Source organism: Flavobacterium sp. (assembly GCF_039595935.1).
Lineage (GTDB): Bacteria > Bacteroidota > Bacteroidia > Flavobacteriales > Flavobacteriaceae > Flavobacterium.
This window is the reverse complement of record NZ_JBCNKR010000004.1, coordinates 1-20,805: the sequence shown is the minus strand read 5'-3', so window position 1 is coordinate 20,805 and position 20,805 is coordinate 1. Positions and strand designations below refer to the sequence as shown.

The following is a 20,805-nucleotide window of genomic DNA, read 5'->3' as shown; positions in this document are numbered from 1 at the left end:
CACAAATGAACTATAATTTATATTATGTAAAATAGAAAATTATGAAATCCCGTACAATATTTGCTTCAGATATTCGATTATCATATTTCAATTTGGTCATACTCTCATATTTGAATTGGAATAAAAAAAATTAATTAAAAATGAACATTTTAGAATAATAAATCACCAGATAGAAAAACTTAAAATCATACAAATCAAATAATTATTCAAAATTGAAATAACAAAAAAACATTTTAAAGCCTTGAATTCAGTAATTCTTAACATTTCTTTAAAATAATCAGATTCTGATCAAGATGCTTTCATTGTAAGAGTTTATTTTATTATTTTTACATTGAATATTTTAAAAAATATTATCACTTATATGAATACAATTGCTGAGCATATTGCTGATTTTTTAAAAGAATACCCGCCGTTTGATAATTTAACTTTTCAGGAATTATCAGATATTGCTACCAATATTCGTGTCATTAATTTAGAAAAACATGCAGTATTGTTTCAAAATAATGATCCATTGCACGACAGCTTTTATGTTGTGGCCTCTGGTATCATTAATTTAACAACAATTGCTGATGCTGAGGAAACTATTATAAATAAATGCCACGAAGGAGATATTTTTGGTTTACGTCCGTTTTTTGCCAAAAATAACTATATGATGACAGCAAAAGCTCGCGAAGAAAGTATTGTATATGCAATTCCTATTGCTGTTTTCCGTCCTTTTGTAGCTAATAATTCAGATGTTTTAAACTTTTTATTGGAAAGTTTTGCCATGAATTCCAGACATACGAAAGATAATGCACGTTCTAACGGTAAATTAGATACGAATGGCACTTATATCGATCAGCAGTCTGAAATGCAGTACATACAATCGCTTGCCTATAATAATTCACCATTAACTACAGAATCTCAGCACATTATTAAAGATGTTGCGATTTTAATGACAGAATCGATGGTAGACAATATTATAGTTTGTGAAAAAAATCACCCGATTGGTATTGTAACACATGCCGATTTATCATCTAAAATTGCAACCGGTCGTTATCCTATTACCGAAACAATTGACAAAATCATGTCATCACCTGTTGTTACTGTCCTTGAAAATGTTTCTTTAGCCGAGGCCCAGCTTTTAATGCTAAAGCACAATGTTTCTCACTTATGCGTTACTAAAGACGGTACCAGCAAATCTTCTGTAAAAGGAATTATTTCTGAGCACGATCTTATTGTAGCTCAAGCCAGTAACCCTGGTGTCTTAATTAAAGAAATTAAGCGTTCACAGCTGCCAAAAGATTTAAAACAAATTCGCGATCGATTATCTGATTTGATTCAGAATTCGATTCAAAAAAATATTCCTATTTCTCATGTTAGCAATATTGCAAGTGAAATTAACCTTGCTATTATAAAACGTGCTGTAGAATTATCAATTTTAGATTTAGGCTCCCCTCCTGCCAGATTTGCATGGTTAAGTATTGGTAGTCAAGGACGTAAGGAACAGCTTTTACTGACAGATCAGGACAGTATTTTGGTTTTTGAAGATGTTGCTCCGGAAAAATACAGAGAAGTAAAAGATTATTTTTTAAGATTAGCAAAAAGAGCAACTGCAATCCTTGAAAAAGTAGGATATGACTATTGTCCAAACGGACATATGGGAAGCAATATGCTTTGGTGTAAATCATTGAGCGACTGGACAAAACAATACAACAGCTGGATGAATACTCCAGGTGAAAACAGTAACGATCTAAGCAGTATTTTCTTTGATTACGAGATTGTAATTGGTGAACCAAAAATCGAAGAAGTTATCGAAAATGTGGTATTTAAAAATGCTGTAAACAATACTTTATTCTTTGACTTTTTAGGAAATGATGCTTTGAGAAGAAATTCTCCTTTAAGTTTCTTTAAAAAATTCATTATCGAAGAAGAAGGTCCGCAGAAAGGCAAATTTGATATTAAAACACGTGCTTTAATGCCGCTTATTGACAGTGCACGTTTATTAATTTTGAGTGCCAATATTAAAGGAATTAAAAATACATATTTAAGATTCAAACAATTAGCAATCACCGACTCTAAAAACGCTGAAATATATTTAAGCTGTGCCGAAGCATTTTTAACGCTTTCTAAGTTTAGAACAGTTGAGGGTTTAAAAAATGACGATTCAGGGCAATATATCAATTTACGAGAAATGTCTAAAACAGATAAAGAGAAATTAAAAAATGCTTTATCTCCTATGAAAGACCTTGAAGAACTGATTAAGAGTAAATTTCAACTGACGCAATTCTCGTAAATATGCTAGACTGGATTAAAAACATTAATAAGGAATATCCGGAATTCTGGAAAGATTACTTAACAAAACTTGAAGCAAAACCAAACAAATTTGTGGTTTTGTCAACCGAAACTTCGGGTTTAAATCCTAACAAGGACGTTATTTTATCTTTGGGAGCCTTTGCTGTTATTGATGACAGTATTGTAATTAAGGAAAATTTCGAAGCTGTTTTGCTTCAATATAAATTTCTGGAAGAAAATGGAATTTCTAATGAATTTATTATTGAAAGCAAAATGAATAAAATGCCTGAAGCTGAAGCTTTGGAAGCATTTATTAATTTTATCGGAAATGCGGTTTTGGTTGGCCATCATATCAATTTTGATATTGAAATGCTAAACGCCGCCCTTGAAAGACTGGATTGTGGAAGATTAAAAAATGAAGCGCTTGATATTGATGTTATGTACCGCAAATTAACCGATATTAATGACAAACAGTTTTCATTAAACGATTTATGCGAAATTTACAAAATCCCAAAAAGCGATAGAAACTCTTCTGCAGAAGATGCTTATAAAATTGGGCTTTTGTTTTTGAAATTGAAATCTCGTTTGGGAATTAAATAGACTCTGTAAAACTTTGTCATAGTTCAAAACTTTGACAAAGTTGATTATAACAACAATAAAAATGCCTCTTAAAAATAAGAGGCATTTTTTATTACTATTTATTTCCAAAATTAAGCAATCCTGTCTTTACTAATTTCATCAACAATTTCCGGATTTAACAAAGTTGTAGTGTCTCCAAAGTTAGAGAAATCTCCTTCTGCGATTTTACGCAAAATTCTACGCATAATTTTTCCTGAACGTGTTTTTGGTAAACCAGATACGAATTGGATTTTATCTAATTTTGCAATTGGCCCAATGTGATCTGCAATGTATTGGTTAATCTCTTTAGATAAATTCTCTTTATTTCTAACTTCTCCGGTTTCTTTCAAAATAACATAACCGTATAAAGCGTTTCCTTTAATATCGTGAGGGAATCCAACAATTGCAGATTCTGCAACAGCAGGATGTTCGTTGATAGCATCTTCAATCGGCGCTGTACCTAAATTATGTCCTGAAACAATTACAACATCATCAACTCTACCCGTAATTCTGTAATACCCAACTTCATCACGTAATGCACCATCTCCTGTGAAGTATTTTCCTGGGAAAGCAGAGAAATAGGTTTCTTTGTAACGGTCATGATCATTCCAGATAGTTCTGGCGATTCCAGGCCAAGGGAATTTAATACATAAACTTCCCACAACTTGATTTCCTTCAATTTCATTACGTTTTTCATCCATTAAAACCGGCTGAATTCCCGGTAATGGTAAAGTGGCATAAGTTGGTTTTGTTGGTGTTACGAAAGCAATTGGCGAAATCATGATTCCACCTGTTTCTGTCTGCCACCAAGTATCTACAACCGGACATCTCTTATCTCCTACGTGGTCGTTGAACCAGTGCCAAGCTTCTTCGTTGATTGGTTCTCCAACTGATCCAATAACTTTAAGAGATTTTAAAGGATATTTTTGAATGTAATCTAAACTTTCTTTTGCTAATGAACGAATTGCTGTTGGTGCTGTATAAAATTGTGTGATTTTATGTTTTTCGATAATATCCCAGAAACGGCTAAAATCAGGATAAGACGGAACTCCTTCAAAAATTACGGTTGTAGCACCATTTAATAATGGTCCGTATAAAATATATGAGTGTCCGGTAATCCATCCGATATCAGCAGTACACCAGAAAATATCATTTTCTTCGTAACTGAAAACATTTTTGAATGTATATGCTGTGTATACCATGTAACCAGCTGTTGTATGAACCATTCCTTTTGGTTTTCCTGTTGATCCTGAAGTATATAAAATAAACAACGGATCTTCGGCATCCATAATTTCTGCAACACTATTATCAAGAGCTGCGTCTAATAAAGGCTGTAACCAAATGTCACGTCCTTCTTTCATTGCAACTTCAGTTTTAGTTCTTTTTACAACTAGAACTTTAGAAACTGACGGACACGTATCCAAAGCTTCATCAACAATTCCTTTTAAATCAATTGTTTTGTTTCCTCTGTAACCTCCATCAGAAGTAATTACCATTTTACATTCGCTGTCGATAATTCTCGCAGAAACTGCAGAAGCAGAAAATCCGGCAAAAACTACTGAGTGAATTGCCCCAATTCTGGCGCAGGCCAAAACAGAAACTGCCAATTCCGGAATCATTGGTAAATAAATACAAACGCGGTCGCCTTTACGAACTCCCTGCTCGCGCAAAACGTTTGCCATTTTGGATACTCGTTCGTATAATTCGTTATAACTTATATGTAAAGCGCTTTCAGATGGATCATTTGGTTCAAAAATAATAGCCGTTTTTTCTCCTCTTTTGCTTAAGTGTCTATCGATACAGTTTTTTGTAATGTTAACCTTTGCATCTGTAAACCATTTTACTTCTGCATCGGCCATATTAAAATCAACAACTTTTTCCCACTGTTGGTACCAAGTAAAATTTTCTTCGGCAATTTTTCCCCAAAATTTTCTTGGCTCTCTTATTGACTTATTGTAATGTTTAAAATATTGTTCTAAATTTTCAATTTTATAATAACTCATAGTTTTGTGGAATTTTTTTTTATAAATGTATTAAATCTGCGTCTATTCTTAAAATTATTTAATTCATAAATTTTGTATAAAAAAAACATATAATAAATAAAATATACGTTTTTTTTAAAGTTATTCTAAAAAAAGACGATTTAGAAAAAAATCTAAATCGCAAAAAAGGTATGACAAAGAATTATCATACCTTTTTATTTAACAAATTTCAATAACAATTAATTTCGTAATTCTGCATTACAATACTTTACCTATTTTGAAAATAGCAGCATCTTTATTAATTAAAATAGAAATTTCAACAAGTATATTTTTTTTAAGTAAAAAATATACCCCATTTTCGGGATCAGCTTCACTTAACTTCACCATCTCACTAAGTTAAGTGAATGCAATATGCATCTATATCTATTTTTCTTAATAAGTGCTTACTAATTCAAAATATTAATTTAAAACATTGATACAGAGCAAAATCCATCACATTCGGAATGTGTGGAAATTCCCAAATTTATTATACAATTTTTTTCATCGCCGTCATAGACTCTCTTAACCAAGCTCCTACTTCTTCGATTGGATGCTGACGAATTTCTTTGTTTACAGCAATTAAAACATTATTATCTACTCCATTTGAAGTTGAAAATGGTTTACCAATAATATTTGTTTCTACTTTTTTCATGAATTCTGTCAACAATGGCTTACATGCGTGATCGAATAAATAACATCCGTACTCAGCTGTATCAGAAATTACGCGGTTCATTTCGAATAATTTCTTTCTTGCGATTGTGTTTGCAATTAATGGCAATTCGTGTAATGACTCATAATAAGCTGATTCTTCGATGATTCCTGCCTCTGTCATTGTTTCAAAAGCCAATTCAACACCAGCTTTTACCATAGCAATCATTAAAACTCCATTATCAAAATATTCCTGCTCTGAGATTGGAGCTTCCTGTGGAGCTGTTTTTTCGAAGTTAGTTTCTCCCGTTGCAGCTCTCCATTTCAATAAATTAACATCATCATTTGCCCAGTCAATCATCATAGTTCTAGAGAATTCTCCAGAAATAATATCATCCTGGTGTTTTTGGAATAACGGACGCATGATGTCTTTCAATTCTTCTGCCAATTCGTAAGCTTCAATTTTAGAAGGATTATTTAAACGATCCATCATGTTGGTGATTCCACCGTGTTTTAAAGCCTCAGTGATAGTTTCCCATCCGTATTGAATTAATTTTGAAGCGTATGCAGGATCGATTCCTTTTTCAACCATTTTATCAAAACATAAAATAGATCCAGTTTGCAACAATCCGCAAAGGATAGTCTGCTCACCCATTAAATCTGATTTTACTTCAGCTACGAAAGATGATCTTAAAACTCCTGCTTTGTGTCCTCCAGTTGCTACAGCGTAAGCTTTTGCCTGATCTAAACCAAATCCGTTTGGATCGTTTTCCGGGTGAACTGCAATAAGTGTTGGCACACCAAAACCTCTTTTATATTCTTCACGAACCTCAGAACCTGGACATTTAGGAGCACACATAATAACTGTAAGGTCTTCACGAATCTGCATTCCTTCTTCAACAATGTTAAAACCGTGAGAATAAGCTAAAGTAGCATCTTTTTTCATTAATGGCATAATAGCATTTACTACAGATGTGTGTTGTTTGTCCGGAGTAAGATTACAAACTAAATCAGCTGTTGGAATCAACTCTTCATAAGTACCTACTTTAAATCCATTTTCAGTTGCATTTTTATATGAAGCTCTCTTTTCAGCAATTGCATCTGCACGCAATGCGTAAGAAATATCTAAACCTGAATCTCTCATGTTTAAACCTTGATTCAAACCTTGTGCACCACAGCCTACAATGACAACTTTTTTTCCTGCTAATGCTGAAATTCCGTCTGCAAACTCTGACTGCTCCATAAATTCGCAAACTCCAAGTTGCTCTAATTGTAATCTAAGTGGTAATGTGTTGAAATAATTTGCCATTTTGTTTTAAAATATTTAATGAAATGAAATTTAGTAATTAATTTATTTATAATTGATTGTGATGATGTAATATCACATATTAATTGTTTATTTGAAGGTTTCTAACAATGACGAAATCTCCATTTTTTCTTTTGAAACTGAAATTCTTCCGGAACGTACAAACTGCATAATTCCGTATGGTTTGAATTTTTCGTATAATTCTTCAATTTCAGAACGTCTTCCTGATTTTGAAATCACGAAGAAATCTCTTGAAACTGTTACAATCGTCGATTGACTTTCTTTGATGATATTCTGAATTTGTTTTTCATCAAACAACAAACTCGAAGCAATTTTGAATAATGCATTTTCAAGATAAATTGTTTCTTCATCTGTATGATAAAATGCTTTTATAACTTCAATTTGTTTTTCAATTTGTCCTACAATATTCTGAACCCATTTTTCAGTTGTATTTACTACAATGATAAATCTTGAAACATTTTCTATTTCTGATTCAGAAACATTTAGACTTAATATATTAATGTGACGCTTTAAGAATATTCCTGATATTCTATTTAATAAACCCACGTTATTTTCTGAGTATACCGATATGGTGAATGTTTTATCTTCCATGTAATTTTTGTTTAAAGTTTATTTTGTTTCAGGTTTGCTTTGCCAGTTCGGCTTTCAGCCTCGTGTCACGTTCCAATCTTTAACTTGAAACTTTTAACCTGAAACTTGAAACTTCCTATTAGCTTAATCTAATTTCTGAAACGCATGCTCCGGTTGGAATCATTGGGAAAACATTGTTTTCTTTTTCCACCATAACTTCTAAGAAGTAAGAATCTTTTGAAGCCAGCATTTCTGCAACAGCAGCATCAAGATCTTCACGCTGTGTTACTTTTTTAGATTTAATATGATATCCTTCGGCAATGGCAACAAAATTTGGATTAATCATTTTTGTTGATGCATATCTGTTATCAAAGAATAATTCCTGCCATTGACGTACCATCCCTAAAAATTCATTATTCAGAATTACAATTTTTACTGGAACCTGAGTCTGGAAAATCGTTCCTAATTCCTGAATGGTCATCTGGAATCCTCCATCACCAATAATAGCTACCACTTCTCGGTCTGGTTTTCCCATTTTAGCCCCAATGGCTGCCGGAAGTGCAAATCCCATTGTTCCTAATCCGCCAGAAGTAATATTACTTTTTGTTGAATTAAATTTAGCGTAACGACACGCAAACATCTGGTGCTGACCAACATCTGAAACGATAATTGCATCTCCTTTTGAATGTTTGTTGATCATTTCGATAGTTTCACCCATTGAAAGTCCAGCCGTTGATGGATTTAATTCGTCTTTAATTACTGATTCGTATTCTACTTTGGCTAATTCTTTAAACTCATTGTGCCATAAATCATGAGATTTTGCATCCAATAATGGTAATAAAGCCGCTAAAGATTCTTTTACATCTCCTAAAACAGCAATTTCTGTTTTAACGTTTTTATCAATTTCCGCAGGATCAATTTCGAAGTGAATAACTTTTGCCTGTTTTGCATAAGTGCTTAATTTCCCTGTAACACGGTCGTCAAAACGCATTCCGAAGGCAATTAAAACATCACATTCATTTGTTAGCAAATTTGGCGCATAATTTCCGTGCATTCCTAACATTCCCACATTTAAAGGATGATCTGTTGGCAAAGCCGAAAGTCCTAAAATAGTCCATGCTGCCGGAATTCCTGATTTTTCAAGAACTGCTTTAAATTCAGCTTCAGCCTGACCTAAAATAATTCCTTGTCCGAAAACGATAAGCGGTTTTTTAGCGCTATTGATTAAAGCAGCAGCCTCGGCAACTTTATCTAAATTTAATTTTGGTACCGGATTGTAACTTCTGATTCCTGTACATTTTTCATAACTAAAATCTAACTCATCAAACTGAGCGTTTTTAGTAATATCGATCAATACAGGTCCCGGACGTCCGGAACGAGCAATATAAAATGCTTTTGCAATGATTTCCGGAATTTGAGAAGCCTCAGTTACCTGAAAATTCCATTTTGTAACCGGAGTCGAAATTCCAATAATATCCGTTTCCTGAAAAGCATCAGATCCTAATAAATGTCTTCCAACTTGTCCGGTAATACAAACCATTGGAGTTGAATCGATTTGAGCATCGGCAATCCCTGTAACAAGATTTGTTGCTCCCGGTCCAGAAGTAGCAATGGCTACCCCTACCTTTCCTGTTGCTCTTGCATATCCCTGAGCAGCGTGAGTTGCTCCTTGTTCGTGACGAACTAAAACGTGGTGCAGCTGATCCTGAAATTTATATAATTCATCGTAAACCGGCATTATAGCTCCTCCCGGATAACCATAAATTAAGTCTACTCCTTCTTCTAATAAACATCTTATAATGGCTTCGGCGCCTGATATTCTAATTGTTCCCATTTGGTGATTTTATTGTTTAGAATTTGAAATCATATATCTCAAATTCATAATTTTTGTCGATTAATTATCGGTAACACAGCCTGTTGAAGCACTAGAAACCGATCTTGCGTATTTAAGCAAAACTCCTCTGTCAACTTTTAGCGCTGGCTGAACCCAAGCCGCTTTACGAGCTGCAAATTCTTCGTCAGATATTTTCAGGTCGATTGTATTTTTCACAGCATCAATGGCGATTATATCTCCATCTTTTACCAGTGCAATACCACCACCATCATAAGCCTCTGGTGTAACGTGTCCTACCACGAATCCGTGTGAACCTCCGGAGAATCTACCGTCTGTGATAAGAGCACAGGTGCTTCCTAATCCGGCTCCAATGATCGCAGATGTAGGTTTTAGCATCTCAGGCATTCCCGGACCACCTTTTGGTCCACAACCTCTGATGACGACTACATTACCCGGTTTAATTTTTCCGGCCTGTAAACCTGGGATTACTTCAAATTCTCCTTCAAAAACTACAGCTGGCCCTTCAAAATATTCTCCTTCTTTTCCGCTGATTTTTGCTACAGCGCCTTCAGAAGCAAGATTTCCGTATAAAACCTGAATATTTCCTGTTGGTTTTAATGCTTTTTGAATTTCGTGAATTACTTCTTGTCCGTCTTGTAAATCCGGGGTTGAAGCTAAGTTTTCAGCAACTGTTTTTCCTGTTACTGTTAAACAGTCTCCGTGAATCAATCCAACTTTTAATAAATATTTCATTACTGACGGAATTCCTCCTACTTCATGAATATCTTCCATCATGTATTTCCCACTTGGTTTCATGTCAGCTAACACAGGAGTTCTATCGTTAATAGCCTGAAAATCATCTAGAGTAATCGTAATACCAACTGAGTGAGCCATTGCAATTAAGTGCATAACTGCATTTGTAGAACCTCCTAAAACTGCTACAATTGTAATAGCATTTTCAAAAGCTTTACGAGTCATAATGTCTCTTGGCTTAATATCTTTTTCTAATAAAATTTTCATTGCAGCTCCCGCAGCAACACATTCCTCTCTTTTTTCCTTACTTAAAGCAGGGTTTGAAGAACTGTATGGTAAACTCATTCCTAATGCTTCAATTGCAGAAGACATTGTGTTTGCAGTATACATACCACCGCAGGCACCAGCGCCCGGGCAGGCATTTTGAATTACACCTTTAAAATCTTCCGGAGTAATTTCGCCTTTTACTTTTTTTCCTAAAGCCTCAAAAGCAGAAACAATGTTTAGAGATTCACCTTTCCATTTTCCTGAGTGAATTGAACCTCCGTAAACCATCATCGAAGGACGATTTAATCTTCCCATTGCGATTAACGCTCCAGGCATATTTTTGTCACAGCCAGGAATTGCAATAACACCATCGTACCACTGCGCTCCTACAACTGTTTCGATAGAATCTGCAATAACGTCACGAGAAACTAATGAATAGCGCATTCCTTCTGTTCCGTTTGAAATTCCGTCACTTACACCAATGGTATTAAAAATAAGTCCGACCAGATCAGCATCCCAAACACCTTTTTTAACATCTTTTGCTAAGTCGTTCAGGTGCATGTTGCAAGTGTTACCATCGTAACCCATGCTCACAATACCTACTTGTGCTTTTTTCAAATCTTCTTCAGTTAAACCAATACCGTACAACATCGCTTGTGCCGCTGGCTGAGTTTGATCTTGAGTGATGGTTTTGCTGTACTTATTTAATTCCATTATTGCTTGTTTTGTTTTAATTTTTATTCAAAAAAAAACCTTCCAGTATTTGGAAGGTTTGTAATATAGTTTTTCAATTATATTTATACCATTCCCGATGCAGATGTGCTAAACACATTGACAACAACGACAGAAGTAATAATAATTGAGATTTGCATCGCTTTATTTTTTTAGTGTTACAAAAGTACGGAAACTTTAAGAACTAAAAAAATAAAATCTCAACATTTTCAATACTTCTTGTTATTTAATTCATAATTTTAATAAATTATTTAAACTATTGTCGATTGTCCGATATGAACATTATCATTTCTGAAATACAATAGGTCATCTTTGCTGAAAATAACATTTGAAACAAACTCCCCTACTTCATTCGTACCGAATTTTGAATCTGGTTTTAAATCAACTGTAACGACTTTATATTCAATTGCTTTTTCAATAGCTTTATAAATCATATTCGCTTCTGTAAATAATCCGAAATGTTCTAATAACATTGCTGCTGATAAAATAGAAGCAATTGGATTGGCAATGTTTTTTCCTTTTGCCTGAGGATAAGATCCATGGATTGGTTCAAAAAGCGCATTTTTTTCTCCCAAAGATGCCGAAGCCAATAAACCAATTGAACCTGTAATCACACTTGCTTCATCTGATAAAATATCTCCAAATAAATTTTCTGTCAAAATCACATCAAATTGTTTTGGATTTAAGATGATTTGCATGGCTGCGTTATCTACAAATAAAAAGTCTAAAAGAACATCAGGATAACTTTCACCAACTTTCTGAACTACTTTTCTCCATAATCTTGAAGTTTCCAAAACATTTGCTTTGTCAACCATTGTTAACTTTTTGCGTCGGTTTTGTGCCGATTTAAAAGCTAAATGTGCGATTCTTGTAATTTCTTCTTCTGAATATTCACATAAATCCGAAGCATGTGTTCCTTCTTCATTTAATGTTTTTGCTCCAAAATAAGCTCCGCCTGTTAATTCTCTGAAAATAGTAAAATCTGCACCTTCAATAATTTCTCTTTTTAAAGGAGATGCTTCAACCAATGCTTTATAAGGTTTTATTGGGCGGATGTTGGCAAACAATCCTAATTCTTTACGCAATTTCAATAATCCCTGCTCCGGACGAACTTTTGCATTTGGATTATTATCGTATTTAGGATCTCCAATTGCGCCAAATAAAACAGCATCAGTATTTAAACAAAGATTTAAAGTCTGTTCCGGCAGCGGGTTTCCTGTTTTGTCAATGGCGATAGCACCCATAAGCGCTTCCTCAAAAACAAATTCATGATTGTAAACTTCACCAATTGCGTGTAAAGCTTTTTTAGCCTGTGCAATAACCTCTGGTCCAATTCCGTCTCCCGGTAAAACTGCTATTTTCAAATTCATAACGTCTCGTTCTTTATGTATTTAAATCTTTATTTTCTCTTTGTTCTATCTTCTTTCTTCTATTCTCTTTTTTGACTAGCTTCTGATTAATTCGCCTTCAATTTTAGAAGCTTCGATAATCTGATGAATATCAGCATCTACCACTTCTTTTTTAATATCAGCAAATTTTAAAAACTCAATATATACAGTATCTAATTGTGTTTTTGTCAATTCGTAACCTACTTTTTTAGCACGGTAAGCTAATGCTGCTCTTCCGCTTCTTGCAGTTAAAATGATTGAAGATTCGTTTACACCAACATCAAGCGGATCCATAATTTCGTAAGTTGCTCTGTTTTTGATAACACCATCCTGATGAATTCCTGAGCTGTGTGCAAAAGCATTTGCTCCTACTATAGCTTTATTTGGCTGTACAATCATTCCCATACTTTCAGAAACTAAACGACTCATTTCGTTTAATTCTCTAGTATTAATGTTTGTATCTAAATTTAAGTACGGATGTTGTTTGAAAATCATAACCACTTCTTCAAGTGCTGTATTTCCTGCTCTTTCTCCAATACCATTAATAGTACATTCGATTTGTCTTGCTCCATTTATAGCTCCTGCGATTGAGTTTGCGGTTGCCATTCCTAAATCATTATGACAGTGACATGAAAGGATTACGTTTTCGATTCCTTTTACGTTTTCTTTTAAATATTTAATTTTTGCTCCGTATTCTTCCGGAAGGCAATATCCTGTTGTATCAGGAATATTTAATACCGTTGCGCCAGATTTAATTACTTCTTCGCAAACTTTTGCAAGGAAAGCATTGTCTGTTCTACCAGCATCTTCTGCGTAGAATTCAACATCTTCTACATACGTTTTTGCGTGAGCTACTGCAAATTTTGCTCTTGCAATAATATCTTCCGGGGTGGTATTTAATTTATGGAGGATATGAGATTCTGAAGTTCCGATTCCGGTATGGATTCTAGGTCTTTTAGCGTGCTTTAAAGCAGCTGCAGCAACATCAATGTCGTTTTTTACGGCTCTCGTAAGTCCGCAGACGGTTGCGTTTTCTACAATTTTACAAATCTCAGAGACCGATAAAAAATCGCCCGGACTTGACACAGGAAAACCTGCTTCGATAATATCAACTCCCATTTTGTCTAGTCGCTCTGCGATAACTAATTTTTGCTTAGTATCTAACTTGCATCCTGGAACTTGTTCACCGTCGCGTAAAGTGGTGTCAAAAATTTGAACTTTCTCTCTATTCATATTCATTTATTTAATGTAATTTCACATCTTGATAACAAATATATATTGTACAATTGCAGTACGAAATTCATTTTAATGAAATTATACTGTTTATAACGCAATTTATAACGAGTTAAGCATTTAATAATCAACAAGTTATATTATTATTTTTTACAATGGCTAACCATCAAAAAGATTTCTTATTTGTTCTGATAAAATCACTTTCCAAATCTGAAAAAAGGCAGTTTAAAATTTTTGCAAGCCGATTAGAAACAAGTTCGAACACTAAATTCATTGAATTATTTAATATTTTAGATAAATCTGAAACGTATGATGAAAAGCTGATTTTAAAGAGCGGAAGTATTAAAAAAGTACAGTTATCTAACTTAAAATCATACTTGTATAAACAAATTCTGGTAAGTATTCGCTTGAATATTCCGAGCCAGAACATTCGTTATCAACTGCGCGAACAAATTGATTTTGCTGTTATTCTATATAATAAAGGTTTGTATAAACAGAGTTTAAAAATTCTGGACAAGACTAAACAGCAGGCTTTAGAAAATGACGAAAAATATATGGCGTATGAAATCGTTGAGTTCGAAAAACTGATAGAATCGCAATATATTACCCGAAGTATTCAGGGCCGCGCCGACGAATTGGTTGTTCAGGCCAAAGAATTAAATTACAGAAATACTATTTCGAGTAAATTATCAAACCTTTCGCTTCAATTATACGGAATCATGCTGAAAACCGGTTACGTAAAAAATGATGAAGAGTACCGATATATTGATGATTATTTCAACAAACATATTTCTAAACTAGACGAAACTAAGTTTGGTTTTAGAGAAAAATACTGGTTTTACAATGCTAATTTATGGCGAAGCTTTCTGGTTCAGGACTTTTTAGCGAGTTATAAATTTGCGTACAAATGGGTTCAGCTTTTTTATGATAATCCAAATATGATTTATCTGAATCCGGTATTTTTTCTAAAAGGAAACCATTATTTTCTGGAATCGTTGTATATGCTGAAATATACTTCGAATTTCAAAAAATACCTTTCACTGCTTGAAGAAACAATTGAAGATCCGAGATTTCCTGTAAATGACAATCTTGCTTCTTTGTCATTTTTATATTTATATAACAACAAACTGAACCTGCATATTCTTGAAGGTACTTTTGCTGAAAGTGAATATTTGATTCCTGAAATTTTAGAAAAACTAAAACAACACAGCGATCATCTTGACGAACACCACGAAATGTTGTTTTTCTATAAAATCGCTTCTATATATTTCGGAAATGAAAAATACAACGAATGCATCAATTACCTGGATAAAATCATCAATAACAAGAACTTAACAATGCGCGAAGATTTGATGTGCTTTGCGAGACTTTTATCTTTGATTGCACATTATGAGTTAGGGAAAGATTATTATCTGGAAAATCATCTTAAAAACACGTATAAATTCTTATTGAAAATGAACGACTTACATGAAGTTCAAAAAGAAATCATTAAATTTTTAAGAAACCTGAATAACTTTTATCCTGCCGATATTAAAAAGGAATTCAAGAAAATGCATGCCCGTTTTGTTGAACTTGAAAAGAATACTTACGAAAAAAGAGCTTTCTTGTATCTAGATATTATTTCATGGCTTGAAAGCAAAATCGAGAATAGAAAAATTGCGGATATTATTAAGGAAAAGGCTAAACTTAACAGTCGTTGATTTAAATTCCAATTTTTTAAATTCCAAATTCCAAACTATTTACGGTACAACCTTTGTCAAAGTTTAAAACTTTGACAAAGGTTTTGCGCATATACAACAAACCCGACAGGTTTTTAAAACCTGTCGGGTTTACTAAGTTTTCATCGTACAGTTTGTCATCCTGAGGAATGAAGGATCTTAATTAGTAGCTCTACAAAGATTATCTATTTTGTTTTTTAGCAGATTTGATTTTGATTGTCGAGTTTCTAGCGAAGATCCTTCGTTCCTCAGGATGACATACTTTATCTCCTAAACATAAAAAAATCCCAAACTCCATAATTGGAATTTGGGATTTTTAATTTTGAAATTTTAAAAAACTTTATTCAACAATATTCGAAGTCGTTACATAAAAATCTTTATCAACTTCTACTTTTCTGTCTTCATTAGTTGTTTTTTCAGACTGCCATTCTGTTGTTGGTTTCAGCCAGGTTTCAACACCGTTTAGTTTTACTCTAACCGGCATATCGAATTTAGCTACGCAGTTTGTCCAGTGATAACCGAAAGTTCCGTTTTTAAACATATATTCAAAAACAGGAATTTGAGTTGTCGTTAAATATTGTGCATAAACTCTGTTGAAATTAATTCCGGATTGTTCGTTGATATAATCCTGAATTTGTTTCCCAGTAACTGTTTGGTGATAGAACGTTTTATTCATTCCTCTCAAAATCGATTTCCATTTTGCATCGTCATTAATTACCTGACGAATCATGTGCAGCATCGAAGCTCCTTTAGGGTACATATCTCCAGAGCCTTCATTGTTTACATCATAATGTCCGATGATTGGCGTATCATTCTGAATGTTTTTTCTGCATCCAATAATATATTCAGCAGCGGCATCTTTTCCATAGTAATATTCTAAAAATAAGCTTTCAGAATAATTAGTGAAACTCTCATGCACCCACATATCAGCAATATCTTTATAGGTGATATTGTTTGCATACCATTCGTGCCCAGATTCGTGAATGATGATAAAATCAAATTTTAATCCCCAGCCGGTTCCGCTTAAATCACGTCCTAAATAACCATTTTTATATTGATTTCCATAGGTAACAGAACTTTGGTGCTCCATTCCTAAATACGGAACTTCAACCAGTTTATAGCTGTCTTCGTAGAATGGATAAGGTCCGAACCAGTTTTCAAAAGCTTTTAGCATTTTTGGAGCATCTTTAAACTGCTCTTTTGCCACAGCTAAATTGTCTCTTAAAACATAGTAATTACAGTCTAAATTTCCTTTTTCTCCTTTAAATACTTCAGAAAAATTAACATAATCTCCAATATTGATATTTACTCCGTAATTATTAATTGGGTTCGAAACATACCAGTTGAAAGTTTTGGTTCCGTCTTTTTCTTTTTTAACGCTTTGTAATCTTCCATTAGAAACTTCCGTTAAATCTCCCGGAACATTCACGCTGATTAACATGTTTTCAACTTCATCGTACATATGATCTTTACACGGCCACCAAACGCTCGCACCTAAACCCTGACAAGATGTAGCAATGAAATCTTTTCCGTTTTTATCTTTTTTCCATGAAAAACCACCGTCCCACGGCGCTCTTACCGCTTCTTTTGGTTTTCCTTCATAATACACTATGATTTCTTTTGTATCGCCAACTTTCTGTTTTTCAGTTAAAGTAATGAAGAAAGCATTTCCGTCTCTTTCAAATTTTAATTCTTTACCATTCTGCGTTACTTTGGTAATTTTCATTGGCTCCTGCAAATCGATCTGCATTTTGTTATTCTCTGTTAAAACAGTATAACGAATAGTGTTTGAACCCGAAATCGCTTTTTCTTTTGGATTAACTTTTACATCAAGATGATAGTATTTTAAATCCCACCATGCTCTTTCTTTTGTAATGCTTCCGCGAAGAGTATCCTGATGTGTAAAAACGGTTTCTCCTTTATTAAGAAGACCTTGAGCATTGGCACTAAAACCAATTAAAAAAGCAGTTAAAATGCTTCCAAAGTAATTTTTCATTAGTCAATAGGTATTATATGAAATCAATCTGCAACAAATGTAAACATTCAAATCAAGTTTTCTAAAATTTTATGATTTATTCCTAAAAAACAAACCCAATAAATAAGAATTTTATTGGGTTTTAGTTTTAACATTGTAAAATTTAATTGGTAATATTAAATTCGGTTATATAAAAGTTTTTATCCGTTACAAGGCTTGGATTTTCTCCTTTAGCATCCATCGCCTGCCAGTCGGTTGTTGGTTTTAACCATGTTTCAACACCATTTAAAGTTACTTTTAAAGGAAGATTGAAATTTTCTACACTGTTTATCCAATGGAAAACCAGTTTTTGGTTTTTAAAATAATATTCAAAAGTAGGAACCTGAGTTGTTCTTAAATATTGATTAAAAACCGGACTAAAATCAATTCCGGATTCTTTACTTATATAATCTTCAATTTGCTTTGTAGTAACCGTTTGATGGTAAAAGGTTTTGTTCATTCCTCTCAAAATTGATTTGAATTTGGCATCATCATTTATAACCTGACGAATCGTATGAATTATATTCGCCCCTTTTGGATACATATCGCCAGATCCTTCAACATTTACATCATAATAACCAATAATCGGTTTTTTATTGGTAATCACTTTTCTAATTCCTCTTATATATTCATTTGCAGCCTCTTTTCCGTAATAATACTCAATAAAAAGCGACTCAGAATAAGTTGTAAAACTCTCATGAATCCACATATCAGCAATGTCTTTATAGGTAATATTATTTGCAAACCATTCGTGTCCAGACTCGTGAATAATAATATAATCGAATTTTAATCCCCAGCCGGTTCCGCTCATATCATTTCCTTTATAACCTTTTTGAAAGTCATTTCCGTAAGTAACAGAACTTTGGTGTTCCATTCCTAAATACGGAACTTCAACCAGTTTGTAGCTGTCTTCATAAAACGGATAAGGTCCAAACCAGTTTTCAAAAGCTTTTAGCATTTTTGGCGCATCCTGAAAATGTTTTTTAGCAATTTCAAGATTATCTCTCAAAACGTAGTAATTGCAGTCTAAATCACCTTTTTCTCCTTTAAATTTTTCAGAGAAATTAACGTAATCTCCAATATTAATATTTACACCATAATTATTAATTGGGTTCGAAACATACCAGTTGAAGGTTTTAGTTCCGTCTTTTTCTTTTTTAACACTTTGTAATCTTCCGTTTGAAACATCCATTAAATCTCCCGGAACATTCACGCTGATTAACATGTTTTCAACTTCATCATACATATGGTCTTTACACGGCCACCAAACGCTCGCGCCTAAACCCTGACATGATGTGGCGATAAAATCCTTTCCTTTTTTATCTTTTCCCCATGAAAAACCTCCGTCCCACGGCGCTCTCACGGCTTCTTTTGGTTTTCCTTCATAATACACTATGAGTTCTTTAGTATCGCCAACTTTCTGATTTTCAGTCAACGTAATAAAGAACGTATTTCCGTCTCTTTCAAACTTTAAGTCTTTTCCGTTTTGCGTCACTTTTGTAATATTCATCGGTTCCTGCAAATCAATCTGCATTTTATTATTCTCTGTTAAAACAGTATAACGCACAGTATTTGAACCAGATATAAATTTCTCTTTTGGATTTACTTTTACATCAAGATGATAATATTTTAAATCCCACCAGGCTCTTTCTTTTGTAATGCTTCCGCGTAAAGTATCCTGATGTGTAAAAACGGTTTCTGATTTATTCATAAGTCCCTGAGCATTGGCAGTAAAGCCAATAAAAACAGCTGTTATAACACTTCCAAAGTATTTTTTCATTATTTATAAATTAAGTTTTGAATTAGTTATAATATTAGTATATATTTTTATTTTTTGTTACAATATTTGTATTCTTATATAGTATTGTTTTCTATTTTAGCTAAAATTTTCCTATTTTATGAAATTTAGCACGTTTATATACCTTTTTACTTTCCTATTTTCAATTCATAATTATTCCCAGACTTTCCCTATTCCAAAAACTTCTGAAAAATTAATTATCGACGGTGATTTAAGTGATTGGAAAACGCCGTTTTTAGGTCCGTTTGTAATTCATAATTCCGGAGAAAAAGCAACACAAAATACAATGGTTTCACTTTCGTGGAATGACGAAAATCTTTATATAGCTTATCACTCTGTAGATTCTAAAATTGTTGGAAAACCACAGAAAAAAGATTCTGAAATCTATAAAACAGATGATTTGGTGGAAATGTTTATTGACCCTGACGGAGACGGAAAAAATTATATTGAAATTGGTGTAAACGCCTTTTCAGCCAATTACGATATGCTTTTAAAATGTATTTCGCCAGAATGCGGCGGCTGGAAAACGGCAATTGATTTTAATATTGAAGGATTAGAAGCTATTAGTAAAATAACTCCTGAAGGTTATGATACTGAAATTAAAATCCCTTTTTCAAGCTTAGAAAAAATTGAAAACGGAAATTTTATAAAACCAAAAATTGGTACAAAATGGAAAGCCAATACTTTTAGAATTGATTACGGTAACACAACCAAATATCTTGCATTACAGCCTTATAAAAGTTTAAAATTTGGATTTCATCAGCCAAAAGAGTTTGCTGTTTTTGAGTTTGTGGAGTGATTTTTATTTGTTTAACCGTTTATTTGGTTAATTGTTTAATCGATAGCTTAGCGATAATTCGTTTGTTACATATTTCCCAATTTCATTCTGGATTAAAAATTTAAAAACCTGATTATTTTCTGTCAATTTATATATCTCAAAAATAGATTTATTGGAAGCAAAATATACGTTTTGTAAAAACCTATCATTTAAGTCTCCATAAACAGTAAAGTTTTGAACAAACATCGATATCCCTTTTTTTAAAATTGTAGGATTAGAAAATTCTTTAGGAAGAAATATATCTATAAAAGTATCATTATCAACGTATATTTCTCCAGTACTGTCATTAATCGGAGTAAAAATACCAGAAGCTGTCTTTTCTAAAAACAAAATTAATCGCTGTCCAGCTTTTAATTCTTTTATTCTTGGATCACAAATCCATTCTTTCCAAATTGAAACTTTAATTTTTGAACCTGATTTTCCCTTTATAAATTGACTTATAGTGAATTCATATTCATTTTTTGAAACTTTTGAAATTGTTCCATCAACAATTAAATCTGCTTTTGAAATAACAATTGAATATGGCAATATATGCTTTTTGAATCCATAATTTGATGCTGAAATCAAAAATAAAAAGAGACACAAGAACTGTTTCATAAGAATTATTTTTCTAACTAAAATAATACTTTTTTGTCAGACTGAGCGAAGTCGAAGTCCCGTTTGCTGAATCACTTTGCGGGACTTCGACTTCGCTCAGTCTGACACTCTTAAGTTTTAAATTTAAGATGTTTATTTCTGACGTTTCTTTAAAACTTCTACAACATCATTTAAC

General features: G+C 33.2%; 14 protein-coding genes. 4 read left to right on the top strand and 10 right to left on the bottom strand.

What is annotated here, in order from left to right:
- Nucleotides 1–361: 361 nt before the first annotated feature.
- Nucleotides 362–2,275: a DUF294 nucleotidyltransferase-like domain-containing protein gene (locus ABDW27_RS00425; RefSeq protein WP_343694099.1), complete on the top strand. Its 1,914-nt coding sequence runs from the start codon at nucleotides 362–364 to the stop codon at nucleotides 2,273–2,275.
- A 2-nt stretch (nucleotides 2,276–2,277) separates the two neighbouring features.
- Complete coding sequence (locus ABDW27_RS00420; RefSeq protein ID WP_343694098.1) at nucleotides 2,278–2,874, top strand: 3'-5' exonuclease; 597 nt, start codon at nucleotides 2,278–2,280, stop codon at nucleotides 2,872–2,874.
- Between the two features lie 110 nt (nucleotides 2,875–2,984).
- Here the strand turns inward: ABDW27_RS00420 and acs are convergent, their stop codons facing one another.
- From acs to ABDW27_RS00385, 7 genes are all read right to left on the bottom strand, one after another.
- A complete protein-coding gene (gene acs / locus ABDW27_RS00415) occupies nucleotides 2,985–4,895 on the bottom strand; it encodes an acetate--CoA ligase (protein ID WP_343694097.1) in 1,911 nt (636 codons plus the stop codon).
- Between the two features lie 505 nt (nucleotides 4,896–5,400).
- Nucleotides 5,401–6,870 carry a ketol-acid reductoisomerase gene (ilvC, locus tag ABDW27_RS00410; RefSeq protein ID WP_343694096.1) on the bottom strand — a complete coding sequence of 490 codons (1,470 nt, stop codon included), beginning with the start codon at nucleotides 6,868–6,870 and terminating at the stop codon, nucleotides 5,401–5,403.
- A gap of 87 nt (nucleotides 6,871–6,957) precedes the next feature.
- Entirely contained in the window at nucleotides 6,958–7,479 is a 522-nt protein-coding gene (ilvN, locus tag ABDW27_RS00405) for an acetolactate synthase small subunit (RefSeq protein ID WP_343694095.1), read from the bottom strand.
- Nucleotides 7,480–7,597: 118 nt separating this feature from the next.
- Nucleotides 7,598–9,292 (bottom strand): biosynthetic-type acetolactate synthase large subunit, encoded by a 1,695-nt coding sequence (gene ilvB / locus ABDW27_RS00400; RefSeq protein ID WP_343694094.1) that lies wholly within the window; start codon nucleotides 9,290–9,292, stop codon nucleotides 7,598–7,600.
- A 60-nt stretch (nucleotides 9,293–9,352) separates the two neighbouring features.
- Nucleotides 9,353–11,026, bottom strand: a complete 1,674-nt coding sequence (ilvD, locus tag ABDW27_RS00395; RefSeq protein ID WP_343694093.1) for a dihydroxy-acid dehydratase — start codon at nucleotides 11,024–11,026, stop codon at nucleotides 9,353–9,355.
- Nucleotides 11,027–11,295: 269 nt separating this feature from the next.
- Nucleotides 11,296–12,414 carry a 3-isopropylmalate dehydrogenase gene (gene leuB, locus ABDW27_RS00390; protein ID WP_343694092.1) on the bottom strand — a complete coding sequence of 373 codons (1,119 nt, stop codon included), beginning with the start codon at nucleotides 12,412–12,414 and terminating at the stop codon, nucleotides 11,296–11,298.
- Nucleotides 12,415–12,489: 75 nt separating this feature from the next.
- The gene (locus tag ABDW27_RS00385; RefSeq protein WP_343694091.1) at nucleotides 12,490–13,665 is read right to left on the bottom strand and encodes a 2-isopropylmalate synthase; all 1,176 of its coding nucleotides are present in this window, start codon (nucleotides 13,663–13,665) and stop codon (nucleotides 12,490–12,492) included.
- Nucleotides 13,666–13,820: 155 nt separating this feature from the next.
- Between ABDW27_RS00385 and ABDW27_RS00380 the strand changes: the two genes are divergently transcribed.
- Entirely contained in the window at nucleotides 13,821–15,365 is a 1,545-nt protein-coding gene (locus ABDW27_RS00380) for a hypothetical protein (RefSeq protein ID WP_073417315.1), read from the top strand.
- 358 nt (nucleotides 15,366–15,723) lie between these two features.
- Here ABDW27_RS00380 and ABDW27_RS00375 read toward each other — a convergent pair whose 3' ends face one another.
- Both ABDW27_RS00375 and ABDW27_RS00370 read right to left on the bottom strand, forming a co-directional pair.
- Complete coding sequence (locus ABDW27_RS00375) at nucleotides 15,724–17,379, bottom strand: M1 family metallopeptidase (RefSeq protein WP_343694090.1); 1,656 nt, start codon at nucleotides 17,377–17,379, stop codon at nucleotides 15,724–15,726.
- Nucleotides 17,380–17,521: 142 nt separating this feature from the next.
- On the bottom strand, nucleotides 17,522–19,177 hold the full coding sequence (locus ABDW27_RS00370; RefSeq protein WP_343694089.1) for a M1 family metallopeptidase: 1,656 nt from the start codon (nucleotides 19,175–19,177) through the stop codon (nucleotides 17,522–17,524).
- A gap of 118 nt (nucleotides 19,178–19,295) precedes the next feature.
- Here ABDW27_RS00370 and ABDW27_RS00365 point away from each other — a divergent pair, with 118 nt between their 5' ends.
- A complete protein-coding gene (locus ABDW27_RS00365) occupies nucleotides 19,296–19,994 on the top strand; it encodes a carbohydrate-binding family 9-like protein (protein WP_343694088.1) in 699 nt (232 codons plus the stop codon).
- A gap of 27 nt (nucleotides 19,995–20,021) precedes the next feature.
- Here the strand turns inward: ABDW27_RS00365 and ABDW27_RS00360 are convergent, their stop codons facing one another.
- Nucleotides 20,022–20,600 carry a hypothetical protein gene (locus ABDW27_RS00360; RefSeq protein ID WP_343694087.1) on the bottom strand — a complete coding sequence of 193 codons (579 nt, stop codon included), beginning with the start codon at nucleotides 20,598–20,600 and terminating at the stop codon, nucleotides 20,022–20,024.
- Between the last annotated feature and the right edge of the window lie 205 nt (nucleotides 20,601–20,805).

Bases quoted from the DNA above. Each gene is read 5' to 3' on its own strand.
- ABDW27_RS00425 (WP_343694099.1), top strand. From the start codon at position 362: ATGAATACAATTGCTGAGCATATTGCTGATTTTTTAAAAGAATACCCG.
- ABDW27_RS00420 (WP_343694098.1), top strand. From the start codon at position 2,278: ATGCTAGACTGGATTAAAAACATTAATAAGGAATATCCGGAATTCTGG.
- acs (WP_343694097.1), bottom strand. From the start codon at position 4,895: ATGAGTTATTATAAAATTGAAAATTTAGAACAATATTTTAAACATTAC.
- ilvC (WP_343694096.1), bottom strand. From the start codon at position 6,870: ATGGCAAATTATTTCAACACATTACCACTTAGATTACAATTAGAGCAA.
- ilvN (WP_343694095.1), bottom strand. From the start codon at position 7,479: ATGGAAGATAAAACATTCACCATATCGGTATACTCAGAAAATAACGTG.
- ilvB (WP_343694094.1), bottom strand. From the start codon at position 9,292: ATGGGAACAATTAGAATATCAGGCGCCGAAGCCATTATAAGATGTTTA.
- ilvD (WP_343694093.1), bottom strand. From the start codon at position 11,026: ATGGAATTAAATAAGTACAGCAAAACCATCACTCAAGATCAAACTCAG.
- leuB (WP_343694092.1), bottom strand. From the start codon at position 12,414: ATGAATTTGAAAATAGCAGTTTTACCGGGAGACGGAATTGGACCAGAG.
- ABDW27_RS00385 (WP_343694091.1), bottom strand. From the start codon at position 13,665: ATGAATAGAGAGAAAGTTCAAATTTTTGACACCACTTTACGCGACGGT.
- ABDW27_RS00380 (WP_073417315.1), top strand. From the start codon at position 13,821: ATGGCTAACCATCAAAAAGATTTCTTATTTGTTCTGATAAAATCACTT.
- ABDW27_RS00375 (WP_343694090.1), bottom strand. From the start codon at position 17,379: ATGAAAAATTACTTTGGAAGCATTTTAACTGCTTTTTTAATTGGTTTT.
- ABDW27_RS00370 (WP_343694089.1), bottom strand. From the start codon at position 19,177: ATGAAAAAATACTTTGGAAGTGTTATAACAGCTGTTTTTATTGGCTTT.
- ABDW27_RS00365 (WP_343694088.1), top strand. From the start codon at position 19,296: ATGAAATTTAGCACGTTTATATACCTTTTTACTTTCCTATTTTCAATT.